We start from the raw sequence: 16,512 nt of genomic DNA, 5'->3' as shown, positions 1-16,512 counted from the left end.
CAATACTTATCGTCATTCTTGATAAGCTTCATTGATAGTAAGAAAAAACCTAAGCCATGTAAAGCCTGCTTGCGTAAGTCGCTGACGACTATAGGTTCTTTGATTGACGTTTAAATACTTAGATTATTGTGTTATGGCAAGTTAGGTTATAGGGTCGAGTGAGGTTAAAAGTGTATGTTAAAGGGTAGTAAAAATCTATATTACTCCGCGCGAGCCACTGTTTTGACCATCCCAATGCTAGCGACCAATAGAGCCAGCACTTGTACAAACAATAATAACCAAATCGTCAGCGACCATTGTCCACGCGCGTAAGCAATGCCGCAGAGCCACGCGCCCATCGTGCCACCCGCGTAATAGCCCATATAATATAAGCCTGAGGCCAATGAGCGTCCTTTTTTGACATTAACCGCGATATAGCTGATGGTGGCCGCTTGGGTAATAAAGACGCCGCTAGACATGATGGCAAGCCCCAGTACGATGCCCCAAAGCGGCGTCACGAGCGTTAAGAGCACGCCAAACATCGAGATAATAACTGCCACGCGAACCGTACGCGCTGAACCAAAGCGGCGCAGCAACGTCGTCGATAATGGCGTAATGACAACGCCAATTAAATACACCGCAAAAATATTGGCAAGCGCACCTGTGCTTAATTCATAAGGTGTATCGGCCAAATGCAGATTAATAAAGGTAAAACAGCCAACCAACGAGAACAACACGCAAGCACCAAGCAAACAGGAAGTGACAACATAGCGATTGATCAAATGCTCACCGAGGGTCTGCATGGCTGAGCGAAAGTTGGGATTAGCAACGAAGTGCCGTGATGCGGGCAGCATTTTACCCACCCACAGCGCCCCGATCAGCGTCATACCTGCCATCACATAGTAGCCAGCGCGCCAACCAATAAGCTCGTGCAAGTGCCCAAGTAAAAAGCGCCCCATAAAGCCGCCGAGCACCGACCCTGACACATAAAACGACATCAGCTCAGTGAGCGCCCGTCCCTCAAACTCTTCGCCGATATAAGCAATCGTCACCACCGTAATACCGGGCACAGACAATCCCTGCATAAAGCGCCACATGCCCATCCAGCCGATATTCGGACTTTGGGCAATTAACGCAGTGGGTATCGCTAAAAACAATAACGCCCCAACGATAAATGACTTGCGTCCTACTGCATCAGACAGCATGCCCAAAAATGGTGACATGATAGCAATTGCCAATATGGTGGCACCGACAATCATGCCCGCCTGCACCTCAGTTGCGGTGAAATCCATCATCAAGACTGGCAAAATAGCTTGAATAGAATAGACCTGCAAAAAAGCAAACATTCCAATCAAGCCAATCGTCAGCTTGAGTACCCATGAAGGCGCGTCAAAGGGCGTGTTGATACGGCGATTGCTGACGCTGTTATCTTGGTTAATACCAGCGGCTTTGCCATTAACATCGCTATCACTATTTATACTGTTATTTATATTATTATTCAAAGTATGACTGACTATATTGAGTGCTTTTTTAGCTAGAGCTGACTTTTGTGCTGGCTCGTACTAAATGACGCATGGGTGATAGAAATAAGTGGTAGCAATTACATCATGCCTACCATAAAACTTATAACTGACTATAAAAAGATGCCTGATTGGTGATTTTATCACAGCAAATACCAGACTCAGGTTTCGGTATGTTATTCACGCCAGCTTTTTAAATGCCGCTTTATAAAAGCCGTTTTAGCACTGGAAAGGTGACTGATATTTTTGACAGTGAATAGATTACTGTCTACTATTATTTTGCTTTGCTATTAAAACCAACCATCATCTAACAGACCCTTTATCATGTTAAACAACCCTTTTTATCTAAGATTGATTACCCTAACCGGCACACTGATTATTTCTGTGAATATGGCAGCAGTGGCAGCACAACCAACAGACTCAATTCAAACCCTTTCAATTAAAGAGCAATCAACCGTTACCTTACCAACTACAGCAACCAAAGCGGCTTCAAACGAAACATTATTAATCCCTGCATCATTAGCCAAAGTGTCTGCAAGTAAAGCAACTTTAACCACCACAACATCTACAGCCTCCAGATCAAACTGTATCGCTGATAGTGTCATTACCGCAGCTGAGCTGTCAGCTACGCGTGATAACGGTCCTTTTACGGTGGCGAGTAAAGCCATTCCCCGTCAGCTGGCCAATGGCTTTGGCGGCGGCACCATTCATTATCCTACCAATGCTGGAGACTGCGGCCTGTTAGGCGGCATCGCAGTGATTCCCGGTTATGTGTCTTATGAAGCATCGATTAAATGGTGGGGTCCGCGTCTGGCATCTTGGGGATTTGTGGTGATTACTATCGAAACCAACTCTATTTATGATGATCCAAATAGCCGTGCGACGCAGTTGAGCGCCGCCCTCGATCATATTGTGAGCGATAGTACAGTAGGTGCGCAAATAGATAGCATACGTTTGGGCGCCATCGGTTGGTCGATGGGCGGTGGTGGCGCGCTGCAGTTAGCAACCCAGCGCAGTGACGTTCGCGCCATTATTACGCAAACGCCCTATCATGATAAAGACTACGGCATTATGGACACGCCCGCGTTATTTATTACCTGCCAAAATGACCGCATTGCCTCTAATAAGAAGTACAGCAGTCCGTTTTATAATCATGCTGCTGGGCCAAAAATGAAGATTGAAATAAAAAACGGCAGCCACTTTTGTCCAAGCTATCGCTTTAATGAGATATTACTCAGCAAACCGGGTATTGCTTGGATGCATCGCTACATCAATGGTGATACTCGCTTCGATAAATTTTTATGCCATAACGAAAACTATGGCAACAGCCCCCGTATATCTTCTTACGATCATAAAGATTGTGGATAAGCACTGCTCTTAAATTGCCTTGTATTTAATACTTTTCCTCACTTATCTTTTTTAAACTTACATATTTATAGTGCTGATATCCTTTTGCTTACAGACTTTGCATGCTCAAAAAATCATAATCAAAAACTATCCATATTTATTGCTATGACTAACAATTAAAAAAACTCATAAAATAATGATTAAGGAAGAATATTAATGACCGATAAAATACATGATTTAGGCGCAGGATTTTGGAATATTCGCGGTACGTTTCGCATAGGCGGCGTCCTTAATATAGGTACTCAATGCTCACTGATTAAGTTAGATTCAGGGCGTTTTATCTTTTTAGATAGCTATAAGCTTACTGGCGACGTACGGGATGAGGTAATGAGCTTAACCAATAATGGGCAAGATGTTGAAGCTGTGCTCAACGTCCATCCCTTTCATACGATTCACTGCGCGCAGATGGCAAAAGATTTCCCGCAAGCGACTTTTTATGGCAGTTGCCGTCATCATAAAAAAATCCCTGAGGTGCAATGGGCAGACGATTTGGTCGAAAGCGAGGCCGTCGCCAAGCGTTATCCTGAGCTAAAGTTTTCTATGTCAGAAGGCATTCACTATATCTCACCTAATGAGATGATTCATGCAGGGTCGCTGTTGGCCTTTCATCCTGCCAGTAAAAGCCTACACGTCGATGACACCTTTATGAGTCCGCCAACCAAACTCCTAGAAGCGGTGTTGCCTGAGCTGCTATTGCACCCAACCACCAAAAAAGCGCTTAAGGATGAGCCTGATGCTGGCAAGCAATACTGCGATTGGGCGACCAATCTTGCCCACGAATGGCGAGAAGTGCGTAATTTTTGCGCCGCGCATTCTTATTTGGTGAAGTTTAAGGAAGGCGAGTTTGAAAAAGCCTTATTAAAAGCTATTGATAAAGCACGTCCGAAGCTTGAAAAAGCTTAAACGTTTAGATGCTTAAGTTGAATGAATTAGAAATTGATAATAAAAAAGGCTACCCATATTATTACTAGTGGGGCAGCTTTTTTTTGTGGCGATTTTATATATAGTAGAATCACTTTAAAATTGATACAGTGCGACTGGGATGAATTTTTCGTAGCCTCTGTGATAACAGCAAGCAAGGAAAATTTATACCAGTCGCACATAGCTATAACGTATCGCTTTTATTTTGCACTGACTATATAAAGCTTCTATTTTACAAAGCCATTGAGGTTATTTCTATAAAACAATAGCTCAGCCAATTCTGACTCATTACTGATAATATCCGCCAAGGTATAACGCTCAAGAACGTTGATAAAAGCAGTCAGTGCTTCAAAAAATACCTGCTTTAACTGACAAACAGGGCTGATGATACAGCCTGATTTGACCACCGCACTGGCCTCTTCATCGATAAGCGTCAAAGCCAAATCTTTAGCGACCCCGCTGTCTTCACTAATAACCGGACTATTCGCCGTGCTATTAGTATTAGCATCGGGTTTGGCAGTTACTAATAAATCAGTCGAAAAACATTCAACCAAATTAAAATCTGGCTCAATTTGCTTAATCAATACGCCCAAATTGATATCCTTTGGCCGACAAGCCAAGCGAATACCGCCATTTTTACCGCGTACGCTGTCGATATAACCAAGCTGCCCAAGCTGGTGAATAATCTTGGTTAAATGACTTTTAGAGATATTGTAGCTGTTGGCAATGTCACTGATGTTTGCCAATAGATGCGGCTCAGGCTTAATCGCCAAATATATTAATGAGCGCAGCGCATAATCACTATAGTTGGTCAGTCGCATTTTTTGCGCTCCCCTGTTTGAGATGAATATTAACTTGACGTTGTAAAATAACGTTGATCACGTCAAAACCTTATTAACCAAATAAGCCATCTGGCCGTTGGCGTGCCAGCATCGGTAAATAACTGATGCAAAATAATGCAAAACAAGCAATCCAAGCACCTTGCGCCGTCATAATCCATAATAAGTAATGGCTCATATCGACTAATGGTAAAAATACTCGACTGACAAACGTCAGCACCATCAGTGCAAACATAAGATTGACGATTTTGGGCGGTTGATGGATACTGCGACCTGTATGACCGAGCGATACCCGCGCCATCATTGCTACTGTCATCATACCCACGCCAGAGATGGATAATCCATGGACGGCGATACTGTGGCTGTAACCGAGCCATGGCTGTAGTGCGTATAACACAAAACTCAGACACATGCCTAAAAACGCGATATATAACGACCATAAGAGTGGTTTTTGCCAAATGCCGCGATGATACCAGCCCGCTAAGCGCACGATATTGACCACCGCGACCCCAAGGGCACTGATGGTCAGCAAGTATTTATTGGGGTAAAATAAATCAACGAGGAAAAAAACAAAGAAAAACAGTAAACTTGCGATATCTTGTGCTTTATTATTACGTACTGTGACTTCTTCTTTTTCGCCTTTAGCGTTTGGAATACTTAAACCACGCTCGATAAAGAACGGCACCACGCGACGACCGATGGTCAACACTAGGCCGATAATCAAGTAAAAACCTAAATAGATACCTAACTTGGTCAAGTTCATATTGGCGCTGATAATGCCCCAATAGCATAGCGCATTACCGAGTGTTAGAAGCGTAAGCTTGGCTAAAATACCCATCTGCTTATATTGCTTCACTTGTAGCACTGCCCGAGAAATCACAAATGCCATCCAGCCGACAAACAATAAATCAAATATCGCCGCGGCATATAGTAAGGCTGCCCCGCTACCAGCTACCGTGATACCGAGGCCAAATGCTACCCAACCCAAGCGTGCCAGCAACCAACACATAAAGATACCGAGCAGCTTATAACCATGTGGCATCATCACGCCCGTCCAGGTTTTCACTGCGGTCAATAAGAAGCCCGCCACGACTGCCAGCGCATAGCCATAAATCATTTCATGACCATGCCAATACAGCGGATTTAACGTTTGCGCATCGATATCCGTGTGTCCGGTAAACACAAACGCCCATAGCGTCATTGTGATAATGGCAAATAAAGCCGCGGCACTGAAAAATATCCGAAAGCTCAGGTTGAGAATAGGATGCGGCGAGCTTGGCGGTTTGGTAGGTAAATTAATTGATTGCATAACAGACTTCTTATAGTCAAAGTTAGAAGGTATGTCTTAAAGATATATTTTAAATGAATGTTATACATAATACAACTGAAACTATATGACTGCTACGATGAATTAACGCACCTATTATATACACCTTTGACTCATATAACGCGCTACACTAGATAACTTATATTATATTAATCTATATTCTATCATTTATGCTAAACCACGGCTATTAAATAACTTATCGCAAATGACTGATATCGGCGAATTTACGGCGGTATAAATGTAAATTCTAAAAGCGACGCGCTACGAACTAAGCGCTAAAGTAGCCAGCACCTTGATATTTGCTTTCATTATTACCATCATCAATAGTGACCACGGCTAATTTGACTACATAAATGGTCCACCTTGAGGAGAATGTCATGACAGAAGCACATGCACCAATTGAAAAACGTAAAATTGTTAATCGTTTTTTAACTCTACTGACCGAACAACAACCACAAATGTATTATGCCACGACATCAGAGGTCGCGCGCAGTATCCATACCATGATTAAAGAGCACGCCAATCGCTTGACGGTAGAAGAGCAAGCACTGACCCGCCGTATGTCTATCGAGGAAATCGAAGCGTTATTGGGTTTTCATACTAAGCAACATTAGAATAATCAACTTTTAGAGTAACGACATTATTAGTAAGAAAAAAGACCACCATCAAGGCGGTCTTTTTTCATAGCAGTACGTTTAATTAAATACGTCTAACCAAAATACGTTGATTAGAACGGATACTCACGTGGTTTATGCTGTACTGAAATCCAATGCAAAGTGGTAAATTCTTCTAGTATCCACTCACCATTAAAGCGTCCGATACCAGAGTTTTTCTCGCCACCGAACGGCGCATTACTTTCATCATTGACCGAGATATCGTTGATATGGGTCATGCCCGCTTTGATACCGCGCGCAAAACGCAGACCTTTTTCCATATCTTGGGTAAAGACCGCACTCGATAGACCATACATAGAGTCATTGGCAATCGACAGCGCATCGTCTTCATCCTTGGCACGAATGATACCAACCACAGGGCCAAAAACTTCATTACAGGATAAGTCCATCTCACGCGTCACTTCACTAAAGATATGCGGCGGCACCACCTGACCTTTAATCTCACCACTTAATAGCATCTTAGCGCCCTCTTTCTGCGCTTTGGCGATTTTTTCTTGTAGCGATTCGACTTGTTTTTTATTGATGATAGGGCCAACTGCGGTGTCTTTTTTGCTAGGATCACCGACATTTAGGGTTTTTACGTGAGCTAGGAAACGCTCAACGAAATCATCATAAATCTCATCTTCGACAATGATGCGATTAATCGCAATACAGATTTGACCTTGATGCAGGAATTTACCAAAGGCTGCTGCTTTTACCGCTTGTTCGATGTCGGCATCTTTTAACACCACAAACGGGCTATTACCGCCAAGCTCAAGCGCCACTTGCTTGATATAATCGCCGCCGTTGGCAAGCTCGCCGATATGTTTGCCAACCGCCGTTGAACCAGTAAATGACACCAAGCTTGGAATATCGTGAGTAACAATCGCATCGCCAATCTCGCTACCTGCGCCAACGACCACGCTCAGCAGCCCTTTTGGCAGACCCGCTTCTTCAAATATTTTTGCCAATAGTAGACCGCCAGTAATCGGCGTATCACTGGCAGGTTTGAGCACCACGGCATTACCCAAGGCTAACGCAGGCGCAATAGAACGCTGGGTTAAATGTAGAGGAAAGTTCCATGGGCTAATCACAGCAATCACGCCCATCGGCTCACGATAAATAAAGTTCTCTTTACCCGGCGTATTAGAAGGGCGAATCTCGCCATGCACGCGGTTAGGAAAAGTAGCCGCTTCAAGCGTAATCGCACGCGCACTACCAAACTCGACCATGGCTTTAATACGGGTACTGCCCGACTCTTTAATTAACCACTCAACGATTTCTTCTTGACGCTCATCAAAAATATTGACAACTTTATATAATACCGCTGCACGCTGGGCTGGCGTTTGCTTCGCCCATTCTGCCTGTGCTTTGGTTGCCGCCTGAAAAGCTTCATCGAGCTGTTTATCGGTTGCTTGCTGAATCTCTACCAAGGTTTCGCCATTAAAAGGATTGGTATCGGTATTGACGCTATCGTCTTGACCTTTTTGCCAAGTACCGGCGATATATTGCAAATGAAAATCGTTATACGCGCTTTGTTGAGTATGCTTAGTATCGGTTGACATAATTATCCTTATTTATTTTAAGTTTATTTTTAAGAGCCATTCAATTAAAAGTATTTTCTAGATAGAAACTTGTATAAAACACCCCACTCTCAACTTATTTTTCTAAGGTATTGGTTTACTTACTTTTTAAAATTTCAGTTAAAACAATTAGAATTTTAAATTCTATAAAAATCAAAAGCCTACGATAAGTTGAGATTGACGTATAAAACCCTAGGTTGTATCACTTTATAAACAGTCGGCACAACTATTGTGCAAAAAACTTGCTGCTCAACGTTGATAAAAGGTTTCATTGATAAAAGAATTCATTTATAAGTTGCGTTAATAAATAAAAGCCTTCTCACCAAACGTAACTTGCTAGACGACTGGTCTAATGCTACCATAGTAAGCACAAAAACAAGAATAATTTATCATTATGTATTGTTGAGAAAACGTAACGCTTAAAACTATTATCAAAGTAGTGCTCTCAACCCTGGTTTCTATTTAACTGATTTCCATTCGATTACATAACCAAATAATACCCTAAGGAGAACATCCTCTTCATGTCTGATATTACCACCCCTATTCCATCCGATACGAAGGCGCTTCTGTTAGCGATAGGTTATAAGCTTATTGCCCAAAAAGGTTTTACCGCTGTCGGTATCAAACAAATACTCGATACTGCCGGTGTACCTAAAGGCTCGTTTTATCATTACTTTGCTTCAAAAGAAGCTTTTGGTGAAGCCATCATCGAGCATTATTTTGCTAACTATAAAAGGCGCTTAGAGTCGATTGCAGCTGAAGATATTAGCGCGCAACAAAAGATTTATAACTATTTTCAGAACTGGTATGACACCCAGCAAAACGGCTGCGACCATGAAAAATGCTTGGTAGTTAAGCTCAGCGCTGAAGTGGCTGATATCTCAGAAACCATGCGTAAAGCCTTGTATGCAGGTTATCAGCAAACTATCAACTGGATTGCTGAGCAAATAAAAGCCGGCTGGGCAGATGGCTCAATCCCTCACCCTGATAATATCGCCGCTGAGAGTATGGCTAAGCGTTGGTACTTTGCGTGGTTAGGTGCCAGCTTAATCGCTAAAATCAGTCAAACCGATACACCATTGGCAGAAGTTTGGCTGATGACCACCTCGCAACTTGGTCGCTAAATATTATTCAGAATTTCCATGAGCAACTATTTAGACCGCTAGCTAATCAATGACGATTTTCGGTTATACGATAGTTTTGTAAAATTAATAATAAACTACTAGACGACCGGTCTAGTTGATGTAAAATACGCTCAAACAGCAAAAGTTACTACGATCTAATTTTTGCGCTCACAACCTACACACTTCTTAAAACTCACCTTACAGCTTCTCATTAACAACTAGGAATTTTATGAATAACTTTCAATATTACAATCCCGTTCGTATCGTCTTTGGCGAAGGTCAAATCAAAAAATTGTCAGAACTGGTGCCAACCGATGCACGTGTATTAATCACTTATGGCGGTGGTTCAGCGCAGCGTACTGGCACCTTAGATGAAGTAAAAAATGCGCTAGGTGCTAACGGCAACCGTGAAGTATTTGAGTTTGGCGGTATTGAAGCCAATCCAGAGTTTACCACGCTGCTAAAAGCCGCTGACATGGTCAATGAGCATAATATTGATTTCTTATTGGCCGTTGGTGGCGGTTCAGTCATTGATGGCAGTAAATTTGTCGCCCTTGTGTCTTCATTAACTGAAGAAGGTAGCACAGATGGTACGGTTTCTCGTGAAAAAGCGTGGGACGCATTGACCAGCTATTGCAAAAACATCGACTCAGCGATTGATTTAGGCGCAGTATTGACCATTCCAGCGACCGGTTCTGAGATGAACTCTGGCGGCGTAATTAACTATAGCGAACGTCAAGCAAAACTACCCTTTGGTAACCCGCTTACCTTCCCTAAATTCTCAATTTTGGACCCGACCAAAACCTTGACATTACCTGAGCGCCAAGTGATGAACGGTGTCGCTGACGCCTTTGTTCACGTCATGGAGCAGTACCTTACCTATCCTATTAATGCCAAAGTACAAGATGCCTTTTCTGAGAGTTTATTAAAAATTCTTATCGAAGAAGGTAAAGCGGTTAAGGCCGACCCAGAGAATTTAGAAACGCGTAAAAACATCATGTGGACAGCAACCATGGCATTGAATGGCCTGATTGGCACGGGCGTACCACAAGATTGGACGACGCATATGATTGGTCATGAATTGACTTCTCTACACGCGATTGACCATGCTCGTACGCTCACGATTGTACTGCCGTCAGTCATGCGTGAGCTTAAAGATAGTAAAAAAGACAAATTGCTCCAATATGCGCGTAACGTTTGGAACATTACAGATACAGATTTAGACGACGACACCGTCATCGAAACTGCTATTGTGCATACTGAGAACTTCTTCCGCGAGCTTGGACTGCCAGTGAGCTTAGAAGACGCAGAGTTAGATAATTCGGCGATTGACCCTATCATCAAGCAACTTGAAGCACACAAAATGGTGAAATTGGGCGAATATGGTAAAAATGATTTAGACGTATCACGCCGCATCTTAGAACGCGCCGTGACGAGCAAAGCCTAATTATTTAAAGTCTTATCATCGTAACTTTCTATATTCACGACAATCGGTAGCCATCCATCTTGCTATGGCTACTGACTTTAAGAATTTTAAAACGTTAAAAAACCAATAACTAGAATAATAACTAGAATAAGGAGCTTTAACATGAGCTTTAATGAACAACAAAACCAGCAACAAAATCGTCAAATCAAACTTGCCAGCCGCCCTAATGGCGCTCCTACTAAAGATAACTTTGAGCTGACCACCAGCGACATCCCAACACCTAATGACAAGCAAATGCTACTACGCACGGTTTATATGTCACTTGACCCGTATATGCGCGGACGTATGAGCGCGTCAAAAAGCTATGCTGACCCACTAGAAGTCGGCGATGTGATGCTTGGCGGTACGGTCGCCCAAGTGGTCGAATCTAATATCGATAAATTTGCCGTTGGTGATTTGGTGGTATCAAATTCAGGCTGGCAGGATTATAGCGTCAGTGATGGCGAAGGCGTGCTAAAACTTGATAAGAATATGTCCAACCCTTCGTATGGTTTGGGTGTCCTTGGTATGCCAGGCTTTACCGGCTACATGGGTTTAACCGATATCGGTAAACCAAAACAAGGCGAAACCTTAGTCGTCGCAGCAGCAACTGGTCCTGTGGGCGCAACGGTCGGACAAGTCGGCAAGCATTTAGGCTTGCGTACCGTTGGTGTGGCAGGCGGTGCGGAAAAATGCGCCTATGCAGTTGAAGAATTAGGTTTTGATATTTGTATCGACCATAAAGCCGACGACTTTGCCGAACAGCTGAAAAACGCTTGCCCAGATGGTATCGACATCTATTACGAAAACGTTGGCGGTAAAGTACTCGATGGCGTATTGCCATTACTAAATGCTCATGCACGTATCCCAGTGTGCGGCCTAGTGTCACAATATAATACGACTGAACTTCCTGATGGCAAAGACCGCCTCGGTATGCTAATGGGTCTTATTCTGAGCCAGCGCCTGACTATCAAAGGTTTTATTATCTTTGAAGAGTACGGCGATTATTTCCCAGAGTTCTTAAAAACCATGGGTGAATGGGTTGAGTCGGGTAAAGTTAAAACCAAAGAGCATATTGTCGATGGCTTAGCACAAGCGCCGCAAGCTTTCTTTGACATGTTAGACGGTAAGAACTTCGGTAAAACCGTGGTTAAAGTTGCCGACGTTCAGTAGTGGTTATTTTAAATAGCGCAACGCTAAGAGCAATAGAATCTCTCAGCAATACTTAACGATGAATACCAACAAGCATCAATACCAATATCAATAATAAATAAGGACAATTATGAATATTTTAATGGTACTAACCTCACACGATAAATTAGGTGATACTGGCAAAAAGACCGGCTTTTGGCTCGAAGAATTTGCCGCCCCTTACTATGCTTTTTTAGATGCTGGCGTCAATATTACCTTAGCCTCTCCTGCTGGCGGTCAACCACCACTCGATCCGAGTAGCGATACGGAAGATGCGCAAACCAAGGACACCAAACGCTTTAAAGACGACAAAGAGGCGCAAGAGCGTCTTGCCAATACCAAAAAGCTTGCCGACGTAAAAGCCGAAGACTTCGATTCTGTCTTTTATCCAGGCGGTCATGGTCCATTATGGGATTTGGTAGTCGATAAAAATTCTATCGAGTTAATTGAAAGCTTTGTTAAGCAAGACAAGCCGGTTGCTTTTGTTTGTCACGCTCCTGCAGCGCTGAAAAACGTCAAAGTCAATGGTGAGTATTTGGTTAAAGGTAAAAAAGTTACTGGCTTTACCAATACCGAAGAAGAAGGTGTACAGCTCACTGACGTCGTACCTTTCTTATTGGAAGACGTTTTAAAAGCCAATGGTGGTGACTATCAAAAAGGCGCAGATTGGGAATCGTATGTCGTCGAAGACGGTCTATTGATTACCGGCCAAAACCCAGCCTCATCAGAAGAAGCTGCCAAACGCTTACTGGCTAAACTGAACGCTTAATATAAAATACAGCAACAAGGCTGACATCATGATTCGCTTACACCATCTTAATCAATCACGCTCACTACGTACACTATGGCTACTAGAAGAATTGGGGCAACCTTATGAAATTATTAGCCATCAGCGTGATGCCAACACGCATCTAGCACCTGGTAGCCTAAAAGCAATTCATCCACTCGGTAAATCTCCGGTTATTGAGATGGATGGCGAGCTTTACGCAGAATCTGGGGCGATAATCGAGCTATTGATTGAGCGTTTTGCGCCAGAGCAATTACGCCCTGCGACCGACAGCACTGATTATGGTCATTACTTGCAGTGGATTCACTTTGCCGAAAGCTCGCTGATGTTGCCGTTATTGCTTGAGCTGTTTACCACTAAAGCAGGCGTTGGCGACAATGCGTTTTTGACCGGTTATATCGCTCAAGAAAAGCACAAACTCCTGAGCTATTTAGATAATGAGGTGAAAGACAAAACGTTTATCGTCGGCAACAAACTCAGTGGCGCTGACTTCATGCTATCGTTTGATTTAATCATGCTCGCTAAGCGCGGCGCGTTAGAAGACTACACCCATATCAAACAGTATGCTTTGCAACTGACGAGCATTGATAGCTACCAACGCGCCATGCGTTTGGAAGCCAACTATGATGACTCTATTAAGCGCTAAGTAAGACATTTCAATGGTTTAATATGAAAAAACAGCTCTTTATGAGCTGTTTTTTTATGGCTAAGCTGTTAAGGGCTTAAGGCAAAACTTTTGCTCAAGCCAGCTATTCATAAAGACATTATCAGGATCATACTCACGGCGTATCTCCAAAAAGCGATTTAGCTTAGGATATAAGCTTTGCAGCTCTATACGGCTCAATTTATTCACTTTGCCCCAATGCGGGCGACCCTGCCATTTTTTCATATACTCGTACAGCCATTTAAACAATGGCTCACAGTCCATACCCTTATAGACATGGAACGATAATACCGCGCAATCCTCCCCCTGCGTAGGACTAAGCATGCCTGTCTCGCCTTTATGCGTGCGCACCTCAATAGGAAAGTGCGAGCCTTTATTGTCGTTTAATAAAATATGATTGACCTCTGAGATACATTCATCAAAGTCAGATAACTTGATAAAATACTCAGACTCATTAAACTTAACGCCGCGCGGTGTCGGAAACACCTCGTAGCTATAGCCTTCACGCTTGGTATTAGGAATGGAGCTTGCTGATATTTCACTGACCTTTTTGGTCAGCGACGGCTTCATACGAGCCAGCTCGCACAGTACATAAAAAGCACCATTTAAAGTGACCACACTGTCAAAATGATCTTTGAGTTTTTGCGTGCCCGTCATCGCTTTGGGTGCTATGACTGACAGCGTCTTTTGCTGAACCTTATTGGTGCCGGGAAACAAAAACCATTCTAGATGACGATGGCTGTGCGCGGTTTCATGAAAACGTGCCAAGCCTTCTTCAAAATCTAAGACTTCATTGGACTCTTTAAGTCCGTAGATATCGACTACTTTAAGCGTTAATTTGGTGAAAATACCAAGCATACCAAGGCTGGCATGTAAGGCATTACCCAGCTCATCGGTTTTCGGATCGCCGCGATGATGAGTATGCAGTTCTCCTTTACCATCGACCCATTCCCATGTTACCACTTGATTGGCAATCGAGCCTAAAGTAATCCCTGTGCCATGAGTTGCGGTACTGGCAGCACCAGCAATGGTTTGCGCTTGCACATCGCCCATATTTTCTAATGCCAAACCATGCTCTTTGAGCGCTGGGCCAATTTCATATAAGTAAGTACCAGCATGTAAAGTGGCAAGCTTCGCCTCTTTATCGACTAAGATAAGACCGCGCATATTATGTAAACTGACGGCAATTTCTTCAGGTTTCGCGCAGCCACTAAAAGAATGCGCCGCACCGGTGACTCTAACGCGCTTTTTATTTGCCCGTGCATTTTTCACAATCTCTTGTAGTTCTGCAACCGATGAAGGCGTGAGTTTTTGCTCAGGGGCAGCACGCTCGTACCCTACCCAATTTTGCCAATCATTGCTTCCTTGCCACTGCCTTAGTGAAAACATTTGCGCTCTCCTCGGTAAGTTATCATGGTTTGCTGCTTTTGTTCTTTGTTTGCTGCCACTGTAGGCTGACCAAATTGTCGATAACAAATGAGTTCATTAAAATGTTCACACAGCTCGCCTGCTTTTGCATGGCGGCACCAAACCATATCGCCAATATTAAGACGCGGCATCTCATCATTGCCCGTTTTGCCAATTGCCATCGGCGTTTGTACTTCACCAAAACCTTCATCGTTTAATAGAGATAAATATTTGGGATAATGAATGACCGGTGCTTTATCGGCACCTGTCGCACCCGAGGCAATAAAGCCGCCACTATGACAGGTAATCACGCCTTTTTCTGGTTGACGCGTCACAGGCAGCACAAAGCCCGCGGCAGGCTGAAACTCATGCATGCTATCCATATAATCAAAATACACCGGTTTATAATAGGCAGAACCGACCGTTATTTCGCTAACCTCAGGCTGGCTTGAGGTGAAATCCATACTGCCACTGCCGCCCCCATTGACGAGCTTAAGCGTATAACCTTGTTTATCCAGATAGTCAACAATTGAGCGGCGGCGCTTACTCACTTGTTTTTGTGAGCGATTTTTTAATAAACGAATCGCAGGCGACAACACAGTTTTACCCGGTAAATGCTCGGGCAAACCCGCAATTTGTGCCTCATAGCCCATTGCCGCACTGATCTTAATATTGGGATATTTTTTGATATGCTGTAGTAGCTTTTTTACGTCTTTGATGCTCATTATTGCTGAACGTTTGGTACCGAAATACAGCTTGGGCAGCGGCATCGACATATTGATATCGAGACAAACATCAATAATGACATCGTGCGCTTTGGCAACTTCATTAAGCACATCCACATGCTCTGGGCGATCGATCATCCAAATCATGGTTGCGCCCTGTTTGGTAAAGTCAAAAGTTGCGGCGACACTTTTCGTATCTAAAGTTGGATAAGCGCAGAGAATATTATCAAAGCCATTTTCTAACAGATACACTGATTCGTCAGCCGCATAAGACATCAGCCCGATAAAGTTAGGAGATTTGTCTTTAATGTAGTGCAGAACGTCGATAGAGCGAATAGATTTGGTCGCCAAGCGTAGTTGAACAGACTTAGTTTTTTGGTTGACCAGTGTTATATTATGATCGAGCGCGTCCATATCGAGCCACGCACTCGGAGCTTTCGACGGAATAATGTGGGCAAAATCCATTTTACTTTCCTTGTAACGACCATTGAATACGACCTTATATTTCTTATAATACTGTTATTATGCCTCTAAAAAAGAGGATATATCAGCATCATAGTTTGTACCCAGAGCCTAGCTCAGTCAAGCGCCATATTTATAAAAAATCGACATTTGTTAAATCACATAAATAAGTTTAGCTAAGAAGACCTTCGAGCAAAAACTCTAAATAAAAGTGGAATTATTTATATCTTTAAGCATAAAAATAACTATGACGCTCTCACCTTTTTAAACTAAAAAAGTACAATCACTAAATAGTCTCAAATTGAAATCATGATAAAATAATGCAAACAGTCCTTTGACTGTTTTTTATTTTTTATAGCTACTATTTATAGCTACTAAATGAAGCACTTATGGCTCAATTTGATAATAGCTCTTCCAATTATTGCTCGTATAAGAGTCCTACGATGTCACTTTATCTT

14 protein-coding genes are annotated in these 16,512 nt (G+C 43.0%); 8 read left to right on the top strand and 6 right to left on the bottom strand.

Annotated features, from left to right (window positions below; genetic code table 11):
- Positions 1-200: 200 nt before the first annotated feature.
- On the bottom strand, positions 201-1,385 hold the full coding sequence (locus ACPEGP_RS02155) for an MFS transporter (RefSeq protein ID WP_423814231.1): 1,185 nt from the start codon (positions 1,383-1,385) through the stop codon (positions 201-203).
- Positions 1,386-1,823: 438 nt separating this feature from the next.
- On the opposite strand from ACPEGP_RS02155, the gene ACPEGP_RS02150 reads away from it, so the two are divergent.
- Together ACPEGP_RS02150 and ACPEGP_RS02145 are read left to right on the top strand one after the other, a co-directional pair.
- Complete coding sequence (locus tag ACPEGP_RS02150) at positions 1,824-2,867, top strand: dienelactone hydrolase family protein (protein ID WP_423813791.1); 1,044 nt, start codon at positions 1,824-1,826, stop codon at positions 2,865-2,867.
- Positions 2,868-3,062: 195 nt separating this feature from the next.
- A complete protein-coding gene (locus ACPEGP_RS02145; RefSeq protein WP_423813790.1) occupies positions 3,063-3,809 on the top strand; it encodes a hypothetical protein in 747 nt (248 codons plus the stop codon).
- Between the two features lie 245 nt (positions 3,810-4,054).
- Here ACPEGP_RS02145 and ACPEGP_RS02140 read toward each other — a convergent pair whose 3' ends face one another.
- On the bottom strand, positions 4,055-4,648 hold the full coding sequence (locus ACPEGP_RS02140; protein ID WP_144296295.1) for an Rrf2 family transcriptional regulator: 594 nt from the start codon (positions 4,646-4,648) through the stop codon (positions 4,055-4,057).
- A gap of 73 nt (positions 4,649-4,721) precedes the next feature.
- The gene (locus tag ACPEGP_RS02135; protein WP_068405625.1) at positions 4,722-5,975 is read right to left on the bottom strand and encodes an NnrS family protein; all 1,254 of its coding nucleotides are present in this window, start codon (positions 5,973-5,975) and stop codon (positions 4,722-4,724) included.
- A gap of 395 nt (positions 5,976-6,370) precedes the next feature.
- On the opposite strand from ACPEGP_RS02135, the gene ACPEGP_RS02130 reads away from it, so the two are divergent.
- Complete coding sequence (locus tag ACPEGP_RS02130; protein ID WP_144296297.1) at positions 6,371-6,607, top strand: hypothetical protein; 237 nt, start codon at positions 6,371-6,373, stop codon at positions 6,605-6,607.
- 113 nt (positions 6,608-6,720) lie between these two features.
- Here ACPEGP_RS02130 and ACPEGP_RS02125 read toward each other — a convergent pair whose 3' ends face one another.
- Positions 6,721-8,211, bottom strand: coding sequence for an aldehyde dehydrogenase family protein (locus tag ACPEGP_RS02125; protein ID WP_423813789.1), 1,491 nt, complete (start codon positions 8,209-8,211; stop codon positions 6,721-6,723).
- Between the two features lie 539 nt (positions 8,212-8,750).
- On the opposite strand from ACPEGP_RS02125, the gene ACPEGP_RS02120 reads away from it, so the two are divergent.
- From ACPEGP_RS02120 to ACPEGP_RS02100, 5 genes are all read left to right on the top strand, one after another.
- Positions 8,751-9,353, top strand: a complete 603-nt coding sequence (locus ACPEGP_RS02120) for a TetR/AcrR family transcriptional regulator (RefSeq protein ID WP_289050401.1) — start codon at positions 8,751-8,753, stop codon at positions 9,351-9,353.
- Positions 9,354-9,582: 229 nt separating this feature from the next.
- A complete protein-coding gene (locus ACPEGP_RS02115) occupies positions 9,583-10,800 on the top strand; it encodes an iron-containing alcohol dehydrogenase (RefSeq protein ID WP_289050400.1) in 1,218 nt (405 codons plus the stop codon).
- Between the two features lie 141 nt (positions 10,801-10,941).
- Positions 10,942-11,991, top strand: a complete 1,050-nt coding sequence (locus ACPEGP_RS02110) for an NADP-dependent oxidoreductase (protein ID WP_423813788.1) — start codon at positions 10,942-10,944, stop codon at positions 11,989-11,991.
- Positions 11,992-12,100: 109 nt separating this feature from the next.
- Positions 12,101-12,778: a type 1 glutamine amidotransferase domain-containing protein gene (locus ACPEGP_RS02105; protein WP_423813787.1), complete on the top strand. Its 678-nt coding sequence runs from the start codon at positions 12,101-12,103 to the stop codon at positions 12,776-12,778.
- A gap of 28 nt (positions 12,779-12,806) precedes the next feature.
- A complete protein-coding gene (locus ACPEGP_RS02100; RefSeq protein WP_193030347.1) occupies positions 12,807-13,442 on the top strand; it encodes a glutathione S-transferase family protein in 636 nt (211 codons plus the stop codon).
- A gap of 60 nt (positions 13,443-13,502) precedes the next feature.
- On the opposite strand, the gene ACPEGP_RS02095 is transcribed toward ACPEGP_RS02100, so the two are convergent.
- Positions 13,503-14,849: a D-arabinono-1,4-lactone oxidase gene (locus ACPEGP_RS02095; protein ID WP_423813786.1), complete on the bottom strand. Its 1,347-nt coding sequence runs from the start codon at positions 14,847-14,849 to the stop codon at positions 13,503-13,505.
- Positions 14,837-16,057, bottom strand: coding sequence for an alanine racemase (locus tag ACPEGP_RS02090; protein WP_423813785.1), 1,221 nt, complete (start codon positions 16,055-16,057; stop codon positions 14,837-14,839). Before ACPEGP_RS02090 ends, ACPEGP_RS02095 begins: the two co-directional genes overlap by 13 nt.
- Positions 16,058-16,512: the final 455 nt, after the last annotated feature.

Origin of the sequence: Psychrobacter sp. 219-2-C (genome assembly GCF_049560815.1) — a bacterium.
In the GTDB taxonomy this organism is placed as follows: Bacteria; Pseudomonadota; Gammaproteobacteria; order Pseudomonadales; family Moraxellaceae; genus Psychrobacter; species Psychrobacter faecalis.
Note: the sequence above shows the minus strand (reverse complement) of the source record. Positions and strands in the feature narration are given on the sequence as shown.